24 protein-coding genes and 1 pseudogene are annotated in these 24,400 nt (G+C 42.2%); 20 read left to right on the top strand and 5 right to left on the bottom strand.

Annotated features, from left to right (window positions below; all coding sequences use genetic code 11):
• Nucleotides 1-200 precede the first annotated feature (200 nt).
• The 13 genes and pseudogenes from QNH48_RS30635 (at nt 201) to QNH48_RS29810 (ending at nt 12,641) form a co-directional block, all read left to right on the top strand.
• Nucleotides 201-773: a twin-arginine translocation signal domain-containing protein gene (locus QNH48_RS30635; RefSeq protein ID WP_095247473.1), complete on the top strand. Its 573-nt coding sequence runs from the start codon at nt 201-203 to the stop codon at nt 771-773.
• Between the two features lie 12 nt (nt 774-785).
• Nucleotides 786-3,188: pseudogene (gene fdnG, locus QNH48_RS29865) on the top strand (formate dehydrogenase-N subunit alpha); the annotation flags it as partial.
• Nucleotides 3,188-4,018, top strand: a complete 831-nt coding sequence (locus tag QNH48_RS29860; protein WP_283953226.1) for a 4Fe-4S dicluster domain-containing protein — start codon at nt 3,188-3,190, stop codon at nt 4,016-4,018. The pseudogene fdnG and the gene QNH48_RS29860, both read left to right, overlap by 1 nt.
• Complete coding sequence (locus QNH48_RS29855; protein ID WP_095247476.1) at nt 4,011-4,739, top strand: formate dehydrogenase subunit gamma; 729 nt, start codon at nt 4,011-4,013, stop codon at nt 4,737-4,739. Before QNH48_RS29860 ends, QNH48_RS29855 begins: the two co-directional genes overlap by 8 nt.
• A 185-nt stretch (nt 4,740-4,924) precedes the next feature.
• A complete protein-coding gene (locus QNH48_RS29850) occupies nt 4,925-5,761 on the top strand; it encodes a formate dehydrogenase accessory protein FdhE (RefSeq protein WP_283953225.1) in 837 nt (278 codons plus the stop codon).
• A gap of 114 nt (nt 5,762-5,875) precedes the next feature.
• Nucleotides 5,876-6,472 (top strand): molybdenum cofactor guanylyltransferase, encoded by a 597-nt coding sequence (mobA, locus tag QNH48_RS29845; RefSeq protein WP_283953224.1) that lies wholly within the window; start codon nt 5,876-5,878, stop codon nt 6,470-6,472.
• Between the two features lie 21 nt (nt 6,473-6,493).
• Nucleotides 6,494-7,726: a molybdopterin molybdotransferase MoeA gene (locus tag QNH48_RS29840; protein WP_283953223.1), complete on the top strand. Its 1,233-nt coding sequence runs from the start codon at nt 6,494-6,496 to the stop codon at nt 7,724-7,726.
• Nucleotides 7,727-7,740: 14 nt separating this feature from the next.
• Complete coding sequence (locus QNH48_RS29835; RefSeq protein WP_283953222.1) at nt 7,741-9,675, top strand: molybdopterin biosynthesis protein; 1,935 nt, start codon at nt 7,741-7,743, stop codon at nt 9,673-9,675.
• 2 nt (nt 9,676-9,677) lie between these two features.
• Nucleotides 9,678-10,142: a molybdenum cofactor biosynthesis protein MoaE gene (locus QNH48_RS29830; RefSeq protein WP_095247481.1), complete on the top strand. Its 465-nt coding sequence runs from the start codon at nt 9,678-9,680 to the stop codon at nt 10,140-10,142.
• On the top strand, nt 10,135-10,368 hold the full coding sequence (gene moaD, locus QNH48_RS29825; protein WP_283953221.1) for a molybdopterin converting factor subunit 1: 234 nt from the start codon (nt 10,135-10,137) through the stop codon (nt 10,366-10,368). Before QNH48_RS29830 ends, moaD begins: the two co-directional genes overlap by 8 nt.
• Before the next feature lie 241 nt (nt 10,369-10,609).
• Complete coding sequence (locus tag QNH48_RS29820) at nt 10,610-11,629, top strand: thiazole biosynthesis adenylyltransferase ThiF (protein ID WP_283953220.1); 1,020 nt, start codon at nt 10,610-10,612, stop codon at nt 11,627-11,629.
• Between the two features lie 295 nt (nt 11,630-11,924).
• Complete coding sequence (locus tag QNH48_RS29815; RefSeq protein WP_283953219.1) at nt 11,925-12,212, top strand: YwdI family protein; 288 nt, start codon at nt 11,925-11,927, stop codon at nt 12,210-12,212.
• 57 nt (nt 12,213-12,269) lie between these two features.
• Nucleotides 12,270-12,641 carry a DUF423 domain-containing protein gene (locus QNH48_RS29810; RefSeq protein ID WP_283953218.1) on the top strand — a complete coding sequence of 124 codons (372 nt, stop codon included), beginning with the start codon at nt 12,270-12,272 and terminating at the stop codon, nt 12,639-12,641.
• Between the two features lie 44 nt (nt 12,642-12,685).
• On the opposite strand, the gene gerQ is transcribed toward QNH48_RS29810, so the two are convergent.
• Both gerQ and hemQ read right to left on the bottom strand, forming a co-directional pair.
• Nucleotides 12,686-13,150 (bottom strand): spore coat protein GerQ, encoded by a 465-nt coding sequence (gene gerQ, locus QNH48_RS29805; RefSeq protein ID WP_283953217.1) that lies wholly within the window; start codon nt 13,148-13,150, stop codon nt 12,686-12,688.
• Between the two features lie 215 nt (nt 13,151-13,365).
• Nucleotides 13,366-14,109: a hydrogen peroxide-dependent heme synthase gene (hemQ, locus tag QNH48_RS29800; protein WP_283953216.1), complete on the bottom strand. Its 744-nt coding sequence runs from the start codon at nt 14,107-14,109 to the stop codon at nt 13,366-13,368.
• Nucleotides 14,110-14,344: 235 nt separating this feature from the next.
• Here hemQ and pta point away from each other — a divergent pair, with 235 nt between their 5' ends.
• Both pta and lipL read left to right on the top strand, forming a co-directional pair.
• Nucleotides 14,345-15,319 carry a phosphate acetyltransferase gene (pta, locus tag QNH48_RS29795; RefSeq protein ID WP_283953215.1) on the top strand — a complete coding sequence of 325 codons (975 nt, stop codon included), beginning with the start codon at nt 14,345-14,347 and terminating at the stop codon, nt 15,317-15,319.
• A 270-nt stretch (nt 15,320-15,589) separates the two neighbouring features.
• Entirely contained in the window at nt 15,590-16,420 is an 831-nt protein-coding gene (gene lipL, locus QNH48_RS29790; protein WP_283953214.1) for an octanoyl-[GcvH]:protein N-octanoyltransferase, read from the top strand.
• A 113-nt stretch (nt 16,421-16,533) separates the two neighbouring features.
• Here lipL and QNH48_RS29785 read toward each other — a convergent pair whose 3' ends face one another.
• Nucleotides 16,534-17,286 carry an RsfA family transcriptional regulator gene (locus QNH48_RS29785; protein ID WP_283953213.1) on the bottom strand — a complete coding sequence of 251 codons (753 nt, stop codon included), beginning with the start codon at nt 17,284-17,286 and terminating at the stop codon, nt 16,534-16,536.
• 266 nt (nt 17,287-17,552) lie between these two features.
• On the opposite strand from QNH48_RS29785, the gene QNH48_RS29780 reads away from it, so the two are divergent.
• From QNH48_RS29780 to QNH48_RS29770, 3 genes are all read left to right on the top strand, one after another.
• Nucleotides 17,553-17,774 carry a YuzB family protein gene (locus tag QNH48_RS29780; protein ID WP_179598768.1) on the top strand — a complete coding sequence of 74 codons (222 nt, stop codon included), beginning with the start codon at nt 17,553-17,555 and terminating at the stop codon, nt 17,772-17,774.
• A 120-nt stretch (nt 17,775-17,894) separates the two neighbouring features.
• Nucleotides 17,895-19,193, top strand: a complete 1,299-nt coding sequence (locus QNH48_RS29775) for an HD domain-containing protein (RefSeq protein WP_283953212.1) — start codon at nt 17,895-17,897, stop codon at nt 19,191-19,193.
• A gap of 24 nt (nt 19,194-19,217) precedes the next feature.
• The gene (locus QNH48_RS29770) at nt 19,218-19,727 is read left to right on the top strand and encodes a YwgA family protein (protein ID WP_283953211.1); all 510 of its coding nucleotides are present in this window, start codon (nt 19,218-19,220) and stop codon (nt 19,725-19,727) included.
• 206 nt (nt 19,728-19,933) lie between these two features.
• Here QNH48_RS29770 and QNH48_RS29765 read toward each other — a convergent pair whose 3' ends face one another.
• The gene (locus QNH48_RS29765) at nt 19,934-20,119 is read right to left on the bottom strand and encodes a 2-hydroxymuconate tautomerase (RefSeq protein ID WP_045515968.1); all 186 of its coding nucleotides are present in this window, start codon (nt 20,117-20,119) and stop codon (nt 19,934-19,936) included.
• A gap of 334 nt (nt 20,120-20,453) precedes the next feature.
• Here QNH48_RS29765 and QNH48_RS29760 point away from each other — a divergent pair, with 334 nt between their 5' ends.
• The gene (locus QNH48_RS29760; protein ID WP_283955917.1) at nt 20,454-21,050 is read left to right on the top strand and encodes a site-2 protease family protein; all 597 of its coding nucleotides are present in this window, start codon (nt 20,454-20,456) and stop codon (nt 21,048-21,050) included.
• A gap of 171 nt (nt 21,051-21,221) precedes the next feature.
• Nucleotides 21,222-21,734, top strand: a complete 513-nt coding sequence (locus QNH48_RS29755; RefSeq protein WP_283953210.1) for a YwhD family protein — start codon at nt 21,222-21,224, stop codon at nt 21,732-21,734.
• A 139-nt stretch (nt 21,735-21,873) separates the two neighbouring features.
• On the opposite strand, the gene QNH48_RS29750 is transcribed toward QNH48_RS29755, so the two are convergent.
• Nucleotides 21,874-23,943 (bottom strand): transglycosylase domain-containing protein, encoded by a 2,070-nt coding sequence (locus QNH48_RS29750; protein WP_283953209.1) that lies wholly within the window; start codon nt 23,941-23,943, stop codon nt 21,874-21,876.
• Nucleotides 23,944-24,400: the final 457 nt, after the last annotated feature.

Below are 24,400 nucleotides of genomic sequence, written 5' to 3'. Positions count from 1 at the left end.
AGATAGAAAATGTGTCTAGCTGCAGCGCCTAGGGGCTCTCAGGTCTAAGCCAATCCGTCCAGAAGGTAAAGAACAACCTTCTAGCCGGCTCGTCCTATGCCTGTCGCCCCGAGGAAAAAATGAACTTCTTTTTTCCCTGGGCAAAGCGCTTCCGCATTTCAAGGGATGTTCTATTTATTTAATGGGAAGGAGATAGAAAAATGGTTGAAATCAACTTAAACCGCCGGCAATTCTTAAAGTTGTCTGGTGCTACTGCAGCCACTCTAGCAGTAGTTGAACTAGGCTTTAATGAGAAAAAAGCATATGCCAGCACAAAAGAATTCAAAATTGCCAAATCAACTGTTACACCAACTATTTGCTGCTTTTGCGGCGTTGGCTGTGGGATTTTAGTCCATACAAAGGACAACACTGTGGTTTATACGGAAGGGGATCCGGATAACCCAATTAACGAAGGTAAGCTATGCAGTAAAGGAACAACAATTAGACAGTTATATACTTCTGAAAAACGTATTAAGAAACCGCTTTATCGTGCACCAGGCAGTAATAAATGGGAAGAAAAGGATTGGGAATGGATGTATGAAACCATTGCCAAGCGTACAAAAGAAACTCGTGATAAAACTTTTGTTGTAAGTGAAGATGGCATGACAGTGAATAAGACCGAGGCAATTGCAAGCCTTGGCGGAGCAGCTCTTGATAATGAAGAGACGTACCTGCTTTCTAAAATGATGAGAGGGCTTGGTGTCACCTATTTAGAGCACCAGGCACGAATATGACATAGTTCTACGGTTGCCGGTCTGGCACCTTCATTTGGTCGTGGAGCAATGACTAACAGTTGGAATGATGTGCAGTATACCGATTGTGCGTTGATTATGGGAGCAAATCCAGCTGAGAACCATCCAATTAGCTTTAGGTGGTTAACAAAAGCAAAAGAGAATGGCGGAAAAATAGTAAGCGTTGACCCTCGTTACACAAGAACATCGTCAATGTCTGATATTTATGCCCCTTTACGCTCTGGAACAGATATTCCGTTTATCGGCGGGATGATCAAATATGCGCTAGAAAATAATCTTTACCACAAAGAGTATGTTGCTAAATATACAAACGCTAGCTTTATTGTAAGTCCAAGCTATAAATTTGAAGACGGCTTATTCTCTGGATATAACGAAGATAAGCGTGCTTATGATAAAACACAATGGGCATTTGAAAAAGATGCCGAAGGAAAACTTGTTAAAGACTTCACATTAGAACACCCAAGATCCGTTTTCCAACTAATGAAAAAACATTACTCTCGCTATGATGTTGACACAGTTGTAAAAATCACTGGAACACCAAAAGCCGACCTATTAAAGGTATATGAAGCTTTCTGTGCAACGGGTCAAGTCGGTAAAGCAGGAACCATCATGTATGCAATGGGAACAACCCAGCATACAGTTGGAACACAAAACGTTCGTGCGTTTGCCATGATTCAACTTCTACTTGGTAACGTTGGTTTACCAGGCGGCGGGGTTAACGCAATGCGTGGTGAGTCTAACGTACAAGGCTCAACTGACTTTGGATTATTATATGGTAACTTAACAGGCTACTTAAATGCACCAACATCTAAGGTTCCAGAGAATGCAACACTCGCTGGCCACATGGAAAAAGAAACACCAAAAACAGGTTATTGGAGTAACAAGCGTAAGTTCATTGTCAGCTTATTAAAAGCTTGGTATGGACCGAATGCAACAGCAGCAAATGAATTTGGCTATCAATACCTGCCAAAAGGCAATAAAAACTACTCACACATTAACTTATTTAAGGCTATGTATGACGGCACGCTAGAAGGTGCATTCCTTTTCGGAACAAACCCAGTAGTCGGCGGACCGAATGCAGGAAAAGAAAAAGAAGCACTTTCCAATTTAAAATGGTTAGTAGCTGTTGACCTTTGGGAAACAGAAACTTCTGCCTTCTGGCAAGAAGAGGCTGGCAGTAACCCATCTAAGATCAACACAGAGGTATTCCTTCTTCCAGCATGTTCTTCCTATGAAAAAGAAGGAAGTATATCTAACAGTGCCCGCTGGATGCAGTACCGCTGGCAGGCAATTAAGCCGCTTGGTGAATCAAAAGCAGACTTAGAGATTATCCATGAGCTTGCTACTAGAATCAAAGGTTTATATAAAAATGAAGCAGGTCCAGCCGCAGCTCCAATTAATGCTCTTTATTGGAACTATGGTGAAGGTCATCACCCAGATATCGACCTTGTTTGTAAGGAGATCAACGGGTATGACGTGAATACAGGCAAGCTAATTGCCGGCTTTGGAAATCTAAAGGATGATGGTTCAACATGTTCAGGTAACTGGATTTATTGCGGATTCTACCCTGAAGAAGGCAAGAACCGTGCGAAAAACCGCGATAAGAAAGATACCGGAATGAGTTTATATCTAAACTGGTCGTATGCTTGGCCGATGAATCGCCGTATTCTTTATAATCGCGCTTCATGTGATCCAAACGGTGTTCCATACAATAAGGAAAAAGCGGTTGTATGGTATGACGCAGTACAAGGTAAATGGACAGGAGTGGACGTTCCGGACTTTGTTGCAACAAGGAGGCCTGGTGACGCTGGCTTTGAGGATCCATTTATCATGATGAATGATGGTGTAGGTGGAGTTTATGCACCAACATTAAACGATGGTCCGTTCCCTGAACACTATGAGCCGTTTGAAAGCCCGGTTAAGAATCCATTTTCAAGCCAGGAAATTAACCCTGCTATTCAATTATTTGATGGCAAATTTAATGAGCGCGGCTTCAAGGCAGATTTCCCAATTGTGGCAACCACTTACCGAGTAAGTGAGCACTGGCAATCTGGTACGATGACACGTAACCAAGCATGGTTATCAGAGCTTGTACCTCATATGTATATTGAAATGAGCGAAGAGCTAGCAAAAGAAAAGGGCATTAAAAATAAAGATAAAGTCATTGTCAGCTCTGCACGAGGCGAGGTCAAAGCTTATGCAATGGTAACAAAGCGCTTCAAGCCTCATAAGATCGGTGGCAAAGATGTTCATCAAATCGGAATGCCGTGGCATTTTGGTTATAAAGGTATCGCAACTGGGGAGACAGCTAATCGCCTGACGCCTCATATCGGGGATGCGAATACAACTATTCCTGAATATAAGGCATTCCTCTGTAACGTAAGGAGGGCTGACTAATGGCTGCTGAATATGTGAAATTTGTTGATGTGACCAAGTGTGACGGCTGTCGCGCCTGTATGGTTGCCTGTAAAAACTGGAATGACCTTCCAGCAGAACCACAGGACTTCTTAGGGAGCGCTCAGTCACATGCTAAGACAACGGCAGATACTTGGAATGTACTGCAATATATCGAGCATGAAGATTCAAAAGGCAATCTTGACTACCTTTTCCGCCACTCTGCATGCTTCCACTGTACAGATGCTGCCTGTGAAAAGGTTTGCCCGGAAAATGCAATTAGCTACACGGATTTTGGTACTGTTGTCATTGATCATGAGAAATGTGTAGGCTGTGGATATTGCGTAAATAACTGTCCATTTGAAGTTATTTCCCTTAAGGAATACGTTGATAAAAATGGTGACAAATATCGTAAAGCAAATAAATGTACAATGTGTACAGACCGTCTTGAAGAAGGCTTGCAGCCTGCCTGTGTAACTACTTGTCATACAGGGGCTATGGAATTCGGCGGCAAAGCTGCGATGATCAAGAAAGCAGAAGATCGTGTGAAACAAATTAAAGATCGTTATCCAAATGCAATGGTCTACAATCCACAAGGTGTCGGCGGAACGCATACGGTTTATGTATTAGCAGAAAAGCCATCTGTATATGGTTTACCTGAAAATCCTAAAGTTCCAACTTCCGCTGTGATTTGGAAGGACTATGCACAGCCAATTGGTAAAATGATGATTGGTGCAACCACGATGGCGGTTGTCGGTGCTTTTATTACCAATACAATTATTAGTAAGAAAAAGAATGGTAAAAACGAAGACGGAGGTGAGCACCATGAGTAAACCTCAAAATTCGACTGTAAAGGTGAAACGTTTTTCAAAGGCATTTGTTTGGGCGCATGCTGTTAACGCGATTTCATTTATTGCTCTCTATATCACAGCCTTGCCAATGTACACAGAGTTTTTTGACTGGTTATACCCGGTGCTTGGCGGACCAGAAGGTGCACGTCTACTTCACAGAATTTTCGCCGTGGCGTTTATTACACCAACGTTTATCTGGGTAATTTTTGACTTCAAGGGCTTCAAGCTTTGGATGAAAGAACTTGTTACCTGGAAGAAACGTGACCTAGAGTTCTTTACAGAGTTTGTTAAGGAGCTATTTGGTTTCAATTTTAAGCACGTAAAGCAAACATTCTTTAACGCTGGTGAAAAGATTAACTCAATCATTCAAATTTTCACAGCAATCTTAATCATTGGTTCTGGCTTACCAATGTGGTTCCCGCAATTCTTCCCAAGAGCGGTTGTTCAGTGGGGATATTTATTGCACAACGTAGGCTTTGGTCTTGCGATTGCGGTAGTGGTCGGACACATCTATCTATCTGTTATACACAAAAATTCTAAACCCGGATATACCGGTGTTATTACAGGTGAAGTGCCTGCATGGTGGGCAAAGGAACACTATACAGAATGGTATGAGGAAGAGGTTAAAAAAGGCAACTTCCCTAAACTAGACGACCCGCATAAACCAACCAGCCCTGACAAGAAAAAGAAAAAAGGCGCTTGATAACGAAAAGCGGAAGCGCCTTGGTCAGCCCCGACAAGCGCTGCAGGACCGAAGTGACCTCGAGGGGCTAGGCGCTGTAGCTAGACATCACATTAAAAGTTAATAATAATAAAGGCTGTCTCTTGCAGGACAGCCTTTATTTAAAGAAACATTTTGGACCTACCAAATACTAAAAGAGGTGTACAATGATGAAAAAATCTGTTGTTTCGAAAGAATATCAGAATTTGCAGAAGGATTTTTTAACCCTTCAAGAGAATTGGAAGAAGAGCATCAATCCAGAATCAATTACACCGAACCTTGATAAGGCACCAATGTCAGCGGGGGTGCCGGCGGCGGCATTAACGTCTATTAATTTCAAAATTCCACTATTCTTACAGTGGATAGAGGAGATAAATGGATTATTGTCCCAAAAAAATCCTGAGCTTGAAACAAAGCTTGCTGGAATTAGTGCTCTATTAAACGAAGAAACGGCGATTCGCTGGATAGATGAGGCATTTTCTTTTAATAGTATGTATTTTGCTAGTTTTGCAGAGGAAAATGGACTTGAAGAGTGGATCCCGCAATTCTTAGCAGAAACAGCACTGCGACCTTACCTACAGCTAATAGCAGAGAAAATCCAGCACGAAATCACTCATGCTGTTCCAGGCGCAGGCTGCCCTGTTTGCGGTGAACCAGCTCGACTTGCCGTTCTTGAAGATGAAGGGAAAAAAGTAATGACATGCCCTCGCTGTCTTGCTCATTGGCATGCAAAACGAATTGAATGTGCACACTGCGGTAATGATGACCATAAAACCATTCAATATATAACCATTGAAGGGGATGCATCCTCACAAATTCAGGTTTGCGAAAAGTGTACAGGATATATTAAAGTGATAGATACAAGACAATATCTCAGCAAGCCTTCAGCAGCCATGCTGGACTTAAATACAATTCATCTTGATTTTGTAGCTCAAGAGCAAGGATATCAAGCGGTGGGCGAAGCGAAAAGCGGAAGCGCCTTGTCCAGGGGTGACAGGCATTAGACGATCCGGCGAGAAGGTTGGTCTTTACCTTCTTGACGGATTGGCTTATGACCCCGAGCCCCTAGGCGCTGTAGCTAGACAAACTAAAGAAACCAATTAAGAAGGTGCTTTTTCATGAAAGCTGCGGCTATTATTTTATCGGGCGGGAAATCGAGCAGAATGGGCACAAACAAGGCTCTCCTAAAACTAAACGAGAAGACCACAATCGAAAGAATGGTTGATATTCTCAAAATCTACTTTGATGATATCATTCTCGTTACCAACGATATGGAATCCTATCAATTTTTAGGAGTGAAAATGGTGTCCGATCACTATCCTGGAAAGGGACCGCTTGCAGGATTTCATGCCGGCTTAATGGCTTCGGACTATGATGTGAATTTCATTACAGCATGTGATATGCCTTTTATTTCTGGCGAATTAGCTGCGACCCTTGTAAATATGATTGACCATCATGATGCCTTAGTTCCAGTTATTAATGGAAAAATGCAAACTCTATGTGCGGTTTTTCAAAAGAAGAGTGTAGCGAAAATTGAAGAATGTATTGAAAATGGACGTCTTCCAATCAAACATCTGCTTGAACATCTAAATGTCCTTTATGTAACGGAAAAAGAGCTGCAGGCCAATAGCAATATTGATATGGAGCGAGTTTTTTTCAATATGAATCATCCCCATGAGTATGAGGACGCAAAAAAATGGCTTCAAGCTGATTAGGCAGGAAGGATGTAAGGCACAGTGCAATTTTTCAAAGTTAAAACAGTTGAAGAAACTTTTGAAATGATAGAAGAAAAAATCCCAGCAATAAAAGATACGGAAATTCGCTCACTAGAAGAGGCGCATAATTATATACTAGCGGTGCCTGTCACCGCAAAGGAAAATGTCCCTGGCTTTGACCGCTCGACGGTGGATGGCTATGCTGTGAAAGCACGGGACACATATGGAACCTCTGATTCCATGCCGGGTTTTTTAACGGTGGTGGGAGAAGTTGCAATGGGAGAGTCGGCAGGTATTCCTGTCGGTCAAGGAGAAGCCGTCTATGTTCCAACAGGCGGGATGATTCCTGCAGGCAGTGACAGCGTAATTATGATTGAACATTGTGAAGACCATGACGGACTATTAAACACCTACAAGCCAGTGGCCCCTGGTGAAAATATTATTCGTGCAGGTGAGGATATCCGTGAAGGGGAAATCCTCCTTCCTGAAGGAACCCTGATTCGTCCGCAAGAGTTAGGTGCAATTGCCTCACTAGGTATTAGCCATGTATGTGTCTATCGTAAGCTAAAGGTCGGGTATCTATCATCAGGTGACGAGATTGTTCCCTATCAAACAGAAAAACTTTCAGAAGGTCAAATCCGTGATATTAACTATTTGACGATTTCGGGGCTCGCAAAACAATGGAATGTTGAGGTTGAGTACGGTGGAATTGTGAAGGATGACTATCAGGAGTTTCAGCAAAAAGCACAGGCTTTATATAATGAAGTAGACTGCTTAATTCTCTCAGGGGGAAGCTCGGTTGGAGCAAAGGACTACACAACACAAGTGATTCAGTCCCTAGGTTCACCAGGCGTGTTCGTTCATGGCATATCGATCAAACCGGGGAAACCTACGATACTTGCAATGGCGAATGGGAAACCTGTTATAGGTCTGCCAGGGCATCCTGCCTCAGCGATGATTATTTTCATGCTGTTTGGCAAGAGAATCCTTCAAAAGTTAAAAGGTGAAAAAATTGATAAGAAGCCTGATAGAATTTTTGCCCGGATTACGAAGAATATTCCTTCTGCACCTGGGCGTTCCGATTATATTCGTGTTCGTTTAATCGAGAAAGAAGGCGTATGGTGGGCGGAGCCGATTATTGGAAAATCAGGGTTAATTACTACCTTAGTAAAAAGCGATGGTATTGTTGAAATTATTTCAGAAAAAGAGGGTATTTCACAGGGAGACTATGTACCTGTGATTGCAACACGATGAGGGGGATAAAATAGATGGACCGCAAAACGTATAAACGGAAAATATATTTAGAGGACAAACCCCGATCGGAAGCGAAGCGAGAAATTCTCGAGAACTTTTCTCTGCCCCTTGAAATAGAAATGATTCCTACAAGTGATGCCCTTGGCCGTGTAACGGCTGAGCCAATTTTTGCAAGTGTATCAATGCCTCATTACCATGCATCTGCCATGGATGGAATTGCGGTAATCGCTGAAAAAACGTATTCCGCACATGAGCAAAATCCACTTCAGCTTAAGCTGGGAATTGATTTTGCTATAGTGGATACAGGAAATGCGATTCCAGTTCCATTTAATGCGGTAATTATGATTGAACATGTCGATATGATAGATGAAGAAACGATTGAAATTATTGAGCCTGCAACACCATGGCAGCATATTCGCCCTATTGGCGAGGATATTGTACAGGAGGAAATGCTTTTCCCGCAGGGACATATTCTTAGACCAGCGGATTTAGGCATTCTTTTAGCATCGCAGCATCTTCAGATTCCGGTTGCGAAAAAGCCAGTTGTCACCATCATTCCAACGGGTAATGAGCTTGTTGAGGCAAATAGTGTACTATCTTCAGGAAACATTATTGAGTTTAATGGAACGGTATTCGCAAATTTTATAAAAGATTGGGGCGGGGAGCCAAGACTCCACCGAATTGTGAAGGACGACCCTGAAATGATAAAGTCTGTATTACTTGAAGCGGCGAAAGACTCGGATATTATTGTCATCAATGCTGGATCCTCAGCAGGTTCCAAGGATTATACCGTTCATATCATCGGAGAAATTGGAACGGTCTTTACCCACGGTGTGGCTGCAAGACCTGGGAAACCCGTTATTTTAGGAAAAATAAATGAGAAGATTGTCGTAGGTGTTCCAGGATATCCTGTCTCCGCCTATTTGTCCTTAGAATGGTTTGTCCGGCCGCTGATTTGCAAGTATTTACAAATCCCTGAGCCAAAAAGGCAAACGGTTACCGTCAAGCTTGGCCGCCGAATTGTTTCGGGTATGGGTGCCGAGGATTTTGTACGAATGAATATCGGCTATGTGAATGGACAATTTGTTGCAAATCCGCTGACAAGAGCTGCGGGGGTAACGATGTCCTATGTGAGAGCAGATGGCCTTCTTGTCGTACCAGCCAACGTAATTGGCTATGAACAAGGTGATTTTGCAGAAGTCGAGCTATTAAGGCCGCTTGAGGAAATCCAAAATGCAATTATGTTTTGTGGCAGCCATGATTTGACCATTGATCTTTTATCCTCACAGGTGAAAAGAGTACGTGCAGACATGAAAATCGTTTCAGCGCATGTTGGCAGTATGGCTGGTATTATGGCCATTCGAAAAGGCGAGGCCCATGTAGCGGGCATTCATTTGCTTGATCCAAACACAAAGCAATATAATATCTCTTATGTTAAGAAAATGTTAGCCGGTGCGGATGTTGTTCTCTATCCATTTTTAAAAAGAAAGCAAGGATGGATTTTACCAAAGGGAAATCCGCTGGGGATTGAAACACTGATGGATATCGCTGAGAAAAAAGCGAACTTTGTTAACCGTCAAAAAGGGGCAGGAACGAGGATTCTCCTTGATATGCTTCTTGAGGAAAACGGGATTTCTTCAGAAGAAATCACAGGCTACGATAGAGAAATGTTTTCACACCTAGCTGTTGCTGCGGAAGTAAATGGGGACAGTCAAAGTGCAGGACTCGGGATTTATCCCGCCGCAAAAGCTATGGACCTGGATTTTGTTCCTGTTGCCGATGAAGAGTATGATTTAGTGATGACGAGAAGCTTTTTTGAAAGTGAAAGCGGCAAATTATTAATCGAAATTATCCAATCACCATCATTTAAAGAGCAGGTTGAAAAGATTGGCGGATATGAAGTAGTGGAAAATGCGCAAGCCAAAGAATTTGGTCTGAAGAGGTGCTGAAAATGAATTTTCAAATTTCAAAAGAACCCATTGATATACAATCGGTCATTGATAAGGTCGTTCAGCGTAATGCTGGAGCGATCACTACTTTTATTGGCACGGTTCGTGAGTTAACAAAAGGAAAGAAGACGCTATTTTTAATTTACGATGCATATGAAGCCATGGCTGTGAAAAAGCTTGAGCAAATCGGCAGGGAAATTGAAGAGCGCTGGGAAGGTTCTCAGGTGGCCATAACCCATCGTGTCGGCCGTCTTGATATCACGGATATTGCCGTTGTTATTGCTGTTTCCACTCCCCACCGTGCCGATGCTTACGATGCCAATCGTTATGCGATTGAGAGGATCAAAGAAATTGTCCCGATTTGGAAAAAAGAACATTGGGAAGATGGCGAAGAGTGGATGGGCAACCAGCTCGAAACAGTTGCTTATCCAAGCGGTAAGCCGGAGGAGGACGATTTGAATGAATAAAGTAATGTTTTTCGCTCATTTACGCGAAGCTGTTGGCGAAGAGTTTCTTAGAATAGATGCTATTGGCAAAACTGTTGGTGAAGTGAAAGCAGAATTGGCGGCAATCTACAACCTTCCAAAATTAGATACTGTTATGACTGCGATTAACGAAGAATTCGCCCAGGACGATGAAGTGATTCAAGACGGTGATGAAATCGCCTTTATCCCGCCAGTAAGCGGCGGCTGAACAGAGAAAAAGCCCTAAATAGGAGTTTACTCTCGGATAAGCGAGGTTTACTCTCGGATGGCGGGAATTACTCTCGGATAAGCGGGGTTTACTCTCGGGTGGTGGGAATTACTCTCGGATAAGCGGGGTTTACTCTAGGATGATGGGAATTACTCTCGGATAAGCGAGGTTTACTCTCGGATAGCGAGTAATACCCCTAATAAAGACGTAGTTATAAAACGATTTTGGAAGGGGAAGCAGAATGAACGAACGATATTCACGACAGGTCCTCTTTCCAGGAATCGGAAAAGATGGACAAGATAAAATCCGTTCGAAGCATGTGTTAATGATTGGTGCGGGGGCGCTTGGTTCTGGGAATGCAGAGATCCTCATTCGTGCAGGGGTTGGCAGGCTGACGATAGTGGATCGAGATTATGTCGAATCAAGCAATTTGCAGCGCCAGCAGCTTTATACCGAAGAGGATGTGGCGGAGAAGCTTCCGAAGGCTGCTGCTGCAGAAAAGCGGTTAAAGGCAATCAATTCAGATGTTGAAATTCAAGCAATCATCGGTGATGCTACTCCAGCTATGCTTGAGGATTTGGTGAAGGATGTCGATATCATCATGGATGCCACCGATAATTTTGAAACGCGGATGGTTATTAATGATGTTTCACAAAAGTATCAGATACCGTGGATCTACGGTGCGTGTGTCGGCAGTTATGGGATGAGTTTTTCAATCATTCCTGGAAAGACCCCGTGCCTAAACTGTTTGTTACGGACAATCCCGATGCAGGGGTTAACGTGTGATACCGGGGGAATTATCTCACCGGCTGTCCAAATGGTCATTGCTCATCAAAGTGCCGAAGCACTCAAAATGCTAGTCGAGGACTGGGACGCGGTTCGAACTTCGTTTGTCAGCTTTGACTTATGGCGAAACCAATATACTAGTTTGAAAATGGGAAAAGCCAAATTTGCAGGCTGTTTATCGTGTGGCGAGGATAGGACTTACCCTTATCTCGACCAGGAAAATATGACGAAAACCACTGTTTTATGCGGGCGGGATACGGTGCAAATACGTCCATCCACTCAAGGGGAAGTATCGCTAGAGAAGCTGGCAGGACAGCTTAGTACACTTGGATATATTGTAAAAGGGAACCCCTATCTTTTATCAGTAGAAATGGGAGAGGAGCGGATGGTCATCTTCAACGACGGCCGTGCCCTCATTCATGGAACAAAAGATCTTATCCATGCCAAATCTATCTACCAAAGAATTTTAGGATGAATAGAAAAGCGGAAGCGCCTTGGTCAGACCCGACAGGCATAAGACGAGCGCTGACAGAAGGCGTGCTTTTTGCCTTCCGAAGTGATTGGCTTATGCCCGAGGAAAAAGTGATTTTTCTTTTTCCACCGAGGGACTAGGCGCTGGAGCTGGACAACGTCGATACTCGTACCTTAATGGTACGGGTTTTTTTATTATGACAAAACCTAACATGTTTCACGTGAAACATGTCGAATTTCTAATTAGGTGACGAATTTGGTATGATGAAGTAGAGAATAAATAGAGGAGTTAACCAATCGTGAATATATCGGTAGAAAAGTTACTAACAAAAATAGAAGAGGAATTAAAGCTGGCAAAAAACAGCACGAAGCAAGAAAACTTGCGGGAAAAAGTGTACTCTATTAAAATATTATGCGAGTTGATCCTAGATGAAAAGCAGGTACAACCGGAGTCTAAACCTATTCCTTTAGCAGCCTTTCAGCCGGTAGTAGCACAGCCAGCCTTTCAGCAGCCAGTATCACTAAATCAGCCGAAAAAACTAGAAATGGAAGACGAAGCAAACGGAGATTCGTTATTTGATTTTTAAACGAAAAGCGGAAGCGCCCCTAGGCGCTGAAGATAGACATGAAAGAGGGGAACGAAAATGAAAACTTTTATTATTATCGGCGCCATAAACGCTCTTTTAGCTGTTGCACTTGGAGCCTTTGGCGCGCACGGACTAAAGGATAAACTAGATCCTCATTATCTAGAAATTTGGAAAACAGGTGTCACCTATCAAATGTTTCACGCAACAGGGCTGTTAGTAATTGGACTGCTTCTTGGAAAAGTTGAAGTCAGTTCTTTCTTTACATGGTCCGGCTGGTTATTTTTTATCGGAATCATTCTTTTTAGCGGCAGTCTTTATGTATTAAGCTTGACGAAGATAGGAGTGCTGGGTGCCATCACACCGCTTGGCGGAGTATGCTTCTTAGCAGGCTGGGTTCTGATGATCATCGGAACAGTTAAAGATTTATAAAATAGTAAAAAGGCATTGGACTTGGCTCCCAATGCCTTTTGTTTTTATCTTGGAGGATAAGTACCAAAAGCGGTTGGTCCGGCTCCAAAAGGATACTCATATTCTATTTCTTCATCAAATGTAAAGTAATCGATCGGCACCATTGGAATGAGGTATCGCATACCAGTCTGTGGGTCACTTAATATGACATGGTCCCGTCCTGCTGCTTCAATAATCCCTTTAAATACTTTTGCATTCCACTGGCTGTTTCCTTCAAATGTTGCATATACAGTCACTAATTTTCCTTTATTTAAGCGCAAAATATTTTCGATGTACGATTGTTCAATTGGCAGCATTCCCTGAGGCTGTGGAGCTCCTGCAGGAGGCCCCGATGGAACTCCTTGTTGTGGGAACTGTGGATAACCTTGCTGTTGCCCGCCAGGAAAAAATCCTTGCCCTTGATATGGAGTTGCGGCTCCCTGTCTAGCTTGATAGGGCTGATACCCTTGTTGATTATAATGCTGATTCATCTTTTCCCCTCCTAAAAATAACTAACCCTTTTGTACCAACATTCTATTCATACTCCCAGAAGCCTAGATGGTGACAATCAGGATAGTCCCGTTTGTGAGATGATTCGGAGCTAAAACTTAAGACTCGCTGTTTTATTAGTATGAGGAGGAAGGGGGAAATATGACTTAACGAAAATACAAAAAAAGTCCCCAGCATATGCTGGGAACTTTCAAGATTAAACATGTAAGAATCGAGATACTCTTTCTTCCTCTAACAGATTGCCAACAAAGAAGGCACCAAATTCACCGTAACGTGCACTTACTTCGTCAAAACGCATTTCATAGATAAGCTTTTTGAATTGAAGTACATCTTCAGCAAAAAGCGTTACGCCCCATTCGTAGTCGTCAAAGCCGACTGAACCGGTGATAATTTGTTTCACTTTTCCTGCATATGTACGTCCAATCATGCCGTGGCTGCGCATCATACTGCGGCGCTCTTCCATCGGTAGCATATACCAGTTATCATTGCCCTGACGGCGTTTGTCCATTGGATAGAAACAAACATGCGCTGTTTTAGGTAATTTCGGATAAAGTCGTGCAAGAATTTGTGGATTTTGGTATGGATCCTCACCAGCAGGCAAATAGTTGCTGAGTTCAACAACGGAAACATAAGAATGTGCTGGAATTGTAAATTCAGCTAATTTTGTTTTATTAAATTCTGTTTCAATTTCGTTAAGTTCTGCCATTGTCGGGCGCAAAATCATCATCATAAAATCAGCTTTTTGACCAACAATTGTATATAGAGCATGGCTGCCTTCGTTCCGCTCTTGCGTGTGATTCCACTTTTCAACTAGACTTAAAAACTCGTGAATCGCCGATTGACGTTCATCACTTGAAAGCATTTTCCAAGTCGTCCAATCAACCGTACGGAAATCATGCAAACAATACCAGCCATCAAGCGTTTGAGCTGCTTCACTCATTATAATCACTCCTAAATAATCATTCTTCTTATTAACAATCTTTACTATATCATAGTTTGACCAAGACACGCTCGAATAAACCTACATGGATAATTTTAAAAAATGAGGTAAATAGTAAGAGGTAGTGTGAAGTTTTTTGAATAAAAGAATATTTAATTGAAAACGCTGCCTAAGTTGAAATTTTCAACAGGTAAAGTATGCTAAAAGAAGTAGATGTATTTAGGGAGGATTTAATGTGGCAGATTTATTTGAAGGTTTAAAACAAAAATTATCAGGCCGTGATATGAGGATTGTTTTTCCAGAAGGATTGGATGAGCGAATTGTCAGAGCAGCCAGCAGACTTGCGGAGGAAAAGCGATTAACGCCTATCTTAATTGGAAATATCGAACAGGTCCAGGCGAAGGCTCAGGAGCTTGGAGTTTCCTTAGATGCAGCAGAAATTTATGATCCAGCGAGTTATGCGGCAATGGACGAGTTAGTGGCAGCGTTTGTTGAACGTCGTAAAGGAAAAGCTACGGAAGAAGATGCGCGTAAGATCTTATTAGATGAAAATTACTTTGGCACCATGTTGGTGTACTTGAATAAAGCAGACGGTTTGGTGAGCGGTGCGGCACACTCTACAGCAGATACGGTTCGCCCTGCGCTGCAAATTATTAAAACAAAAGAAGGCGTGAAGAAAACGTCTGGTGTCTTCATCATGGTTCGTGAGGATGAAAAATACGTATTTGCCGATTGTGCGATCAATATTGCTCCGGACAGCAATGATTTAGCTGAAATTGCGGTAGAAAGTGCGAAGACAGCAAATATGTTTGATATCCAACCTCGTATTGCCATGCTTAGCTTCTCTACAAAGGGCTCAGCGAAGTCTTCGGAAACGGAAAGAGTCTCAGGGGCAGTGGAAGAAGCAAAGCGCCGTGACCCATCATTGGTAATCGATGGTGAGTTCCAATTTGATGCTGCATTTGTTCCGTCTGTGGCAAAAAGTAAAGCACCAGATTCACCTCTTCAAGGGGATGCGAACGTGTTTATTTTCCCGAGCCTCGAAGCAGGTAACATCGGCTACAAAATTGCGCAGCGTTTAGGCGGGTTCGAAGCAGTTGGTCCGATCCTTCAAGGGTTAAATAAACCGGTGAACGACCTATCACGCGGCTGTAATGAAGAAGATGTTTATAAATTGGCATTAATTACTGCGGCGCAAGGAATAAAATAGAGTTTTGGGAGCCAGTCCTGGGTGGGGCTGGCTTTTTAAATGGGGGGGTTCTGAGTTTTGGACTATTTTTGGTGGGTTATGGACTTGTTTGTGCGGCATTTGGACTATTTTCAATAGGTTATGGACCTTTTTGAGACCCATTTGGACTTTTTTAGAGGGGTTTTGTACGATTAGACAATATGTGGAAATCAGCGACAAACATAGTAACTGTTTAAACTAGTTTCTTTTTGCTAAAATAAGCTTACTATTCATTTTGAGGAGAACAACAATATGGAAGGTTTATTGCGTCAACAAGAATGGCGGATTATCGATCAGTCGACTGCTGGCCGCCATTTTCAAGCATTACAGTCGTTTGGCACCGATGATACATTATGTGCTTCTGTCGGATCTGGACAGGCTCCAGCGACGGCAAGAACCTGGGTTCATCACAATACCATCGTACTCGGGATACAAGATACCAAACTGCCATTCTTAAAAGAAGGAAGACAGTTTCTTGAAGCACAGGGCTATCAGTCTATTGTCCGGAACTCTGGCGGGTTGGCGGTGGTGCTCGATGAAGGGGTTTTGAATATCTCATTGATCCTCCCTGAAAAAGAAAAAGGGATAGATATAAACCGCGGGTACGATACGATGTGGCAGCTTATTCAAGATATGTTTGCTGAATATAATAAGAATATTGAGGCACGAGAAATCGTCGGCTCCTATTGCCCAGGAAGCTATGATCTTAGTATCGATGGGAAAAAATTCGCCGGTATTTCACAGCGCCGCCTCAAAAAAGGGGTCGCGGTTCAAATCTATTTATGTGTCAATGGCAGCGGCAGTAAGCGGGCACAGGTAATTAAACAATTTTATGAGATTGCTAAAGGAGACCAGCAGACAAAGTTCATCTATCCAGAGATTGTACCTGAGATCATGGCCTCCCTATCTGAGCTTTTGGAAACTCCGATTACCATATCAGATGTCATGCTGCGTCTATTAAATCAATTAAAGAAGAACAGCGACCATCTTTACGCCGGACCATTAAATGAGCTGGAATTGGACCTCCTTCCCGGCTATTATCAAAGAATAATCGAACGAAATGAAAAACTTGATGAAATGTAAAAAGCCGTAAACCCTTAGTGGATTTACGGCCCTTTTTTAAGAGGATATTGTTCTTCTCCCAATAGCTCCGTCTAGCTCAAGCGCTGATAGGCAGGCGCTTTTAGCTGTTCGTTTTACTCAGCGACCTTCTCTAAATTTCCGTTACGGTCCATTTTGAATTTTGTCGCAGGTCTTTCTTCTTCTTCAAATAATACAAGCTTACGTGCGCGGTTCATGATTTTCATGAGTGTCTCGTAATCTTCCTGGATGGTTTCGGTATTTTGCTCGAGACCTTCAATTTTTGCAGACATTTCTTCATTTTGCTTACGTAACTCTGCGATTTCGCGCTTTAATCTTTCATTCTCACTTTTTAATGCTTCATTTTGCAGATTCGCATGATTAAAGTTTTGCAAGTAATCAATGACGCTATCAAGTGATAGTCCTGATGCCGTTGGTGCTGCTTGTCTATAAGTCTGTGCTGCAACAGGTGCCTTTACATAGGTTTCAGCGGCAACCTCTGTTGTTAAATCTGGCATTTCATAAGAAGAAGCTTCCATTGGAACTTCCATAGGTGCTGCTAGTGTTTCAAAGTCATCTACAGCTGGGACTGGAGGGTTATAAAGTAACTTTTTCTTTCCTCCTTGGTCTTTTCCTAACACTCTCTGTCTTTGTTTACGTTGTTTTTTAGCTAATTGCAATGCTTTTTCATAGCGATGGCGCACAACCGCGTTCCATCTGAATCCACAGGCCGCGGATGTCCGATTTAGCTTGTCGCCAACTTCTTCAAAAGCGTTCAGCTGGGTACTTCCTTCACGTACATGGCGAAGGACGGTTTCAGCTAGCAATAGATCATCTTCATCTGTCCAGGCATCTTGCCTTACTTTCATTCTTTTCAACTCCCTAAATAATAATTTCAATGAACTCGCAAGACGAGTTTTTAAAAGTTCTAGTCTTATCTTGGACAAGTTTTTCAAGCTTTATACCAAAATGTCTGCAAGGATAATAGTTTTTTTAACTAAAAGAGTTAGAAGGATTTCAAAAGAAAAGCAACTTGCAATGGATAGAAAGAAATTGTAAAATACCTAAGGAGTTAAACCGTAGATATATTGGATAAAATAATCTTATAGATACCCGAAAAGAAAGGGTGGAAATAATGTCAAATGAATTCCGCGTTTGTGATGATTGTCAGGCCGTGAATCTTAAGACATTAATCCCTCGTTTGAAAGAATTGGATCCTGAAGCTGAAATAAAAATTGGCTGCCAATCTTATTGTGGACCTGGCCGGAAGAAAACATTTGCCTTTGTCAATAACCGTCCGGTTGCTGCCCTAACCGAAGAGGAATTAATGGAGAAAGTAAATAAAAAGCTAAAATAATCACCTACGGCTTCGCGATCCTAGGTGATTTTTCTTTTCATGTATTTGTCGAAAAATCCTGCAGAAAATTGTTGGTAATTGGGATATAATAGAAGAAAGTTTAGAGGAAGAGGGAAAGCAATGCGATATTCGGCGGAAAAACTGAGTGAAGAAAAAGTGTTTAAAGACCCTGTTCATCGCTACGTACACGTACGTGATCGCGTGATTTGGGATTTGGTCGGAACAAAAGAGTTTCAACGCCTGCGCCGTATCAAACAGCTTGGCACCACCTTTTTAACCTTCCATGGCGCTGAGCACAGCCGCTTTAACCATTCTCTCGGAGTATATGAAATTGTTAGACGCATTATCGATGATGTGTTTGCAGGCAGACCGGAATGGAATGACGATGACCGCCTGCTTACTCTATGTGCCGCTCTTCTCCACGATTTGGGGCACGGTCCATTTTCCCATTCATTTGAAAAAGTATTCGACTTCGACCATGAAGATTTTACACAGAACATTGTGTTAGGAGATACAGAGGTCAATTTTATTTTAAAAAAGGTTAGTTCTGATTTTCCCCAGCAAGTTGCTGAAGTGATTGCGAAAACTTCTGCGAAAAAGCTCGTGGTCAGCTTAATTTCCAGTCAAATTGACGCCGATCGGATGGATTACCTGCAGCGGGATGCTTATTTTACCGGTGTAAGCTATGGCCAATTTGATATGGAGAGAATTCTTCGCGTTATGAGGCCAAAGGAAGATCAAGTGGTGATTAAGAAGAGCGGTATGCATGCGGTTGAGGATTATATTATGAGTCGTTATCAGATGTATTGGCAGGTTTACTTTCATCCTGTGTCCCGCAGTGCCGAGGTTATTTTGACCAAAATCCTTCACCGCGCCAAGCAGCTGTATGAAAACAACTATTCTTTTAAAAATGACCCGATACACTTTTATTCTTTCTTTAAGGATCAGGTGACCTTAGAAGACTATTTAAAGCTAGATGAATCGATTATTATGTATTATTTTCAAATCTGGCAGGATGAAGACGACCAGATTTTAAGCGACCTTTGCCGGCGTTTTGTAAATCGGAATTTATTTAAATATGCTGAATTTGATCCTGCGAAGGAGTATAAAAAGCTCGCTGAATTGAACCGTCTTTTTGAAAAAGCAGGAATTGACCCTGAATATTATTTAGTTGTCGATTCTTCCTCAGATTTACCTTATGATTTTTATCGTCCGGGTGAAGAAGAGGAGCGTTTACCCATTCATTTATTAATGAAGAGCGGGGAATTGAAGGAGCTTTCTCGAGAGTCCGAGATTGTGGATGCTATCTCTGGTAAAAGGAGAACCGACCATAAACTATATTACCCTGGTGATTTCTTAGAGGACGAATCCTCAGAAAAAGAAATAAAAAAACAAATACGTAGCCTATTAGAGATATAACCCTGGAGTAGGAGCTGACGAACGTTGTTAAAAGATCATGCTAAGCTGATGCAGGCTGTTTTAGTATCCGGAGAAATCATCGGGAGAAAAAAGCTGCAAAAGATGATATATATTGCAAAAAAGGTGTCATTTCCGTTCCATGAACGGTTTCAGTTTCATTTTTATGGCCCATATTCTGAGGAACTAACATTACGAGTGGAAGAGCTTTGCAATATGGGATTCCTCAATGAAATCAAAGAGAAAAAGGGCGGCTACTTTCAATACCGCTATACCCTGACAGACACTGGAAAAGAGTTTTTAAGCTTAAACGAAGTGGAAATGCCATGTTTACAAGATTGCCTAGGGGATATGAACGAGCAGAATGCTAGATTCCTCGAGCTTGTTTCGACTGTTTTATATTTTGATAATCTATCGAAAGATGAAGTAACCGACAAAGTCTTTACTTTAAAAAGCAGCCAGCGTTATACAGAGGAAGAAATTGACCAAGCCTATGCCTATATTGAGGCATTAAAAGAAAAAGCTAAACTTAATTAAAAAAGCGTCCGCGATTTTGAAATAATTTTTCAGAATCGCAGACGCTTTTTACTTATTTGTCTAGCTGTAGCGCCTAGGGGCTCGGGGTCATAAGCCAATCCGTCAAGAAGGTTAAATAACAACCTTCTCGCCGGCTCGTCTTATGCCTGTCGCCCCTGGGAAAAAATGAACTGCTTTTTCCCTTGGACAAGGCGCTTCCGCTTTTCTTATTTGTCGCTTGCACGAACACCGGCAACACCGTAATGTTCTTTTTGCATTTCTTCGATAAAAACAACAACGGCTTCTTTAGGTGCGCCAGTCGTTTCACTGACAGCATCCGTCACCTTTTCAACAAGAGCTCTCTTCTGGTCATCTGTACGCCCTGGAAGCATTTTTACTGTAACATATGGCATTATATACTCCTCCTTTATGGCTGTGTAAAGGAAATTTTTGATTTTGGAACCCTGTTGATTTGTGAGGAAAGCGAAGCACCTCGTGACAGGCAGAGACGGCCTGTCACTGCGGTGATTATTCAAAGAAGCTTTCCTTAGTGGAGCACAAATCAACAGACTAGTTAACACAGCCTATTTCTGTATCATAGATAGTTTAGCAAACATTTTCATTTTATATCCAGTTTCATGTATACTAAAAGGAAAAAAGAGGAGAAATGGGGAAACCGATTTGGAAAATTTAGAAGGATTTCTTGCTTATTCATTAAGGGAAATTCCCTATGTCGCGATTACATTAATGATTGCCTTCACGTTTCATGAATTTGCCCATGCCTACGTTGCCTATAAATTCGGAGATCATACAGCACAAAAGCAGGGTCGGTTAACATTAAATCCGCTGAAGCATCTTGATCCATTCGGTACCATCTTAATTTTCATCGCTGGATTTGGCTGGGCACGACCGGTGCCGGTTAACCGCTTTTTCTTTAAAAGGCCCCGCCTTGCAGGTATATTAGTTTCTGTAGCAGGTCCTCTTAGTAACCTTATCCTGGCGGCAATAGGTTTTTTTACTGCCTTTGGATTAGCACGAACAGGATTAGCTTTAAATCTCCCAGGCATTTTTGAATTTCTAGAAATCTTTAACTGGCTGAATTTAGTTCTGTTTGTATTTAATTTATTACCGTTTCCCCCTTTGGATGGCTATCGGATTCTAGAGGATTTGGCGCCAAACGATATTCGGGCAAAAATGACTCAATTTGAACAATACGGAGTATTAATCTTTCTGATTTTAGTGATTACTCCTCTTGATCGCTACACCATCCAGCCGATTTTCCAATTTATTATCCCTGGAATCTGGGAAGGACTAAATAATTTCTTTTATCAACTATTTTTTTAACTTGTCTAGCGCAAGCAGCCTAGGGGCTCGGGGTCATAAGCCAATCCGTCAAGAAGGTAAAGACCAACCTTCTCGCCGGCTCGTCTTATGCCTGTCGCCCCGAGGAAAAAATGAACTTCTTTTTTCCCTGGACAAGGCGCTTACGCTTTTCTAAATTGGAGGTTACGAGTTTTGGAAGAAAATAAGAAAAAACCAATTGGCTTTAATATAATTAAACCTGACCCGACGGATGGACATAAGGGCTTTGGCAAGGGAGCCTTGAGCCTTGATAATGTTTCTCCAGTTATTGTCGATGTCGACGCAGGTGATGCGGTCATCGATGTCGGAGCAATGCATGCGCGCAGTGTGGTCGAAAAGGGAATTAAGTTCCTTAAGACGAAGGAAGAGGTTCCGAACGGCAAACCGTACTGGCTGGTTTGGGTGACGGTGGATAGAAAACAAGAGGGCCCTTATTATGCCGGAGTCACCGCCTGCGAAATGACCGTGGACCGTGAAATCCGCCGCGGGTACAAGTCACTTCCTGAGCATGTGAACAGGATGGATAAGTCGTTGAAGCGTCATATTATCGTCGACCATATGGACGATAAATCGAAAAAAATCTTATCCGACTTCCTCCAAAATCACAATCAAGACATGTGGAACAATTCAGCTGAAGAGTTGAAAAAAGGCTTGGCGGTTGAATAAATTTAATTTTTTTACAATAGCATTTTTAAAAAATAAGTAGTAAAATTAAGGAAGTGTTTAAGCACGATATAACACTAGGACACAGAAAAGCTCCGGAGACAATCTCCGGAGCTTTTCTAATTTAATCCAGCTTCAGCGCCTAGGCGCCCCACTTGAAAATCCTTTTATACCAAGGATCCTTTGTATCCTGTTTCTCTTTCGCTGGTTTATCTTCTTTATGCTCTAAATGATCGGTACAGTATTCAGTTGGCTCTGTGCCAGTAACAAAATAGGTAAAACGGCGGACTGGGCAGTCTTTTGAGGCAAGCTTGCCGTTTTCAGGATTGACGTAAACGCCAATGACCCCTTCTTTCGGTGGAGTAAATGCCTTGACTGGCTTCCCTTTTAAGGATTCCTCCATGAAATTTGCCCAAATGTTTTTCGCATAGCTCTTTTCTGCAGTAAGAGTGATCGGTTTCCCCACATCATGACCGGCCCAAACGGCTGTCACCAGCTGTGGTGTAAAACCAATCATCCAGCTGTCAGTCTCAGTTGAACCAGATTTACCTGCATAAGGACGTGTGATGTCGTCGATAAGGGAATTCCCTGTAACCTTGGCATAGCCGTTCAGCTTCTTATCGAACATTCCTGCCATCATCTGTGTCATAACATAGGCTTTAGCCGGGTCTAGCACTTTTTTAGCCTCGTGGTTTCTTTCAAAAATAACATTTCCGTTATAGTCTTCTACTTTTGTAATCAAAGTAGGTTCTACCTTTTTTCCGCCATTTGCAAAAAGGCTATAGGCATTTGCCATGTCAATGACTCGAACGCCTGAAGTACCTAGCGCCAGTGACGGAACATTGTCCATCTTTGTAGAGATTCCAAACTTTTTAGCGGTATCGATTAATGTATCTGCACCCATAAATAAGTGCGTTTTGACTGCGTAGATATTATCCGAGACAGCCAGGGCTTGCGCAAGGGTTATTTCTCCGTCCGCATACTTGTTATTAAAGTTATGTGGTGAATATTCCGTTCTGCCATCATCAAATTTAAAAGTAGTTTTCTCACTTCTCATCGTTGAGGATGGGGTAAAGCCTTGACTTAATGCCGCGTAATAAAGAATAGGCTTTATGGTGGAGCCAGGTTGTCTAATGGCTTGAACCGCACGATTAAACGGGCTTTCTTCATAATTCCGGCCGCCAACCATCGCTTTGATATGACCGTTTTTGGGATCCATGGCGACGAGACCAACCTGGATTTCCGATTCACTTGCAATCGTTTCTTGGATTTGTTTTTCCGCAGCCTGCTGCTGTTTTAAATCAAGAGTGGTATATACTTTTAAACCACCAAGTTCGATTGTCCGTTCATCAAGATTGAGTTGATTTTTTAATGCATTTCTTACAGCATCCTGAAAGTAAGGTGCCGCTTCCACAGTTTTATGTGGATGTTCGCCAACAAACGTAAGCGGAGTTTCCTTTGTCTTTAGGGCTGTTTCTTTTTTTATATAGCCGTTTTCTACCATTGTGTTAAGAATAATTCCTTGTCGTCTTGTAGCGTTTTCCAAGGACTCCAGTGGTGAATAGTGGCTAGGTCCTTTTGGGACACCTGCTAACATGGAGCTTTCAGCCAGGGTTAAGTCAGAAGCATTTTTTCCATAATAAAATTGACTGGCCGCTTGGACACCATATGCACCGTTGCCATAATAAATAGTGTTTAAATAGCCTTCCAAGATTTCTTCTTTTGAATAATTCATTTCAATCCGAATCGCATAAAAGGCTTCATGCAATTTCCTTGACCACGTCTTGTCATGCTCAAGGAAGAGATTCCGTGCATATTGCTGGGTAATTGTGCTGGCACCTTGAACCTTCGAGCCAGCTTTAATATCAGCAAGAATCGCACCCAAAATTCGTTTATAGTCAAAGCCATTATGTTCATAAAAATTTTTATCTTCAATGGAGATTGTCGCGTTAATCAATTCGGGCGAGATTTCTTCAAGAGGAACCCAGTATCGCTTTTGACCGCTATTGCTTTCACCAATCAGCGTCCCATCACTGGCAAAGAATAAAGTGGATTGTGGAACCGCAAGCGGCGGTGCCCCAAGAATTTTGGCATAACCAAGAATTCCAAGGAAAACAATCAGCATGCAGGCCAAGCCTATCAAACTAATGATAATAAAAGCACGCAAGTATTTTATCGTTCTTCGAAACCCATGATTCGTCATCACTTCCACAGCAATACCCTCCTTCGCCAAGTTAATAAAAAGTGCTATTTGATTTCTCTACAGTGGCTTTGTTAAGGAAAAATTTTGATATTGGCACTCTGTTGATTTTCGTGGAAGGCACGAAGACTCCTGCAGGAGTACGGAGCAGGGGAGACCCCACAGGCGCTTCAGCGCCGAGGAGGCTCCCCGCAACGCCTGCGGAAAGCGAAGTGCGTGGAACGAACATCAACAGACCAAGTTAACAAAGCCAACTAGTCCATTTGTTATTAATAAAATCCATTTACATTTTTATAAAAAATGCCATAGTAACAGTATTGAAACAAATTAGGGGTTTTAAACTAGCAAAAAGAAAATTTTTCTAGAAATTTTGATAGATTATGCTAGACTTTTCTTTATGTTTGTAATTCAATAGTTTGGGTACTATAAAAATGGAATGATTTCATAGTATGAGGCTTGAATAAAATAG

The sequence above is a fragment of the Neobacillus sp. YX16 genome (assembly GCF_030123505.1).
Classification (GTDB): Bacteria; Bacillota; Bacilli; order Bacillales; family Cytobacillaceae; genus Neobacillus.
The sequence above is the reverse complement of the archived record's forward strand: the minus strand, read 5'-3'. Positions and strand labels throughout refer to the sequence as shown.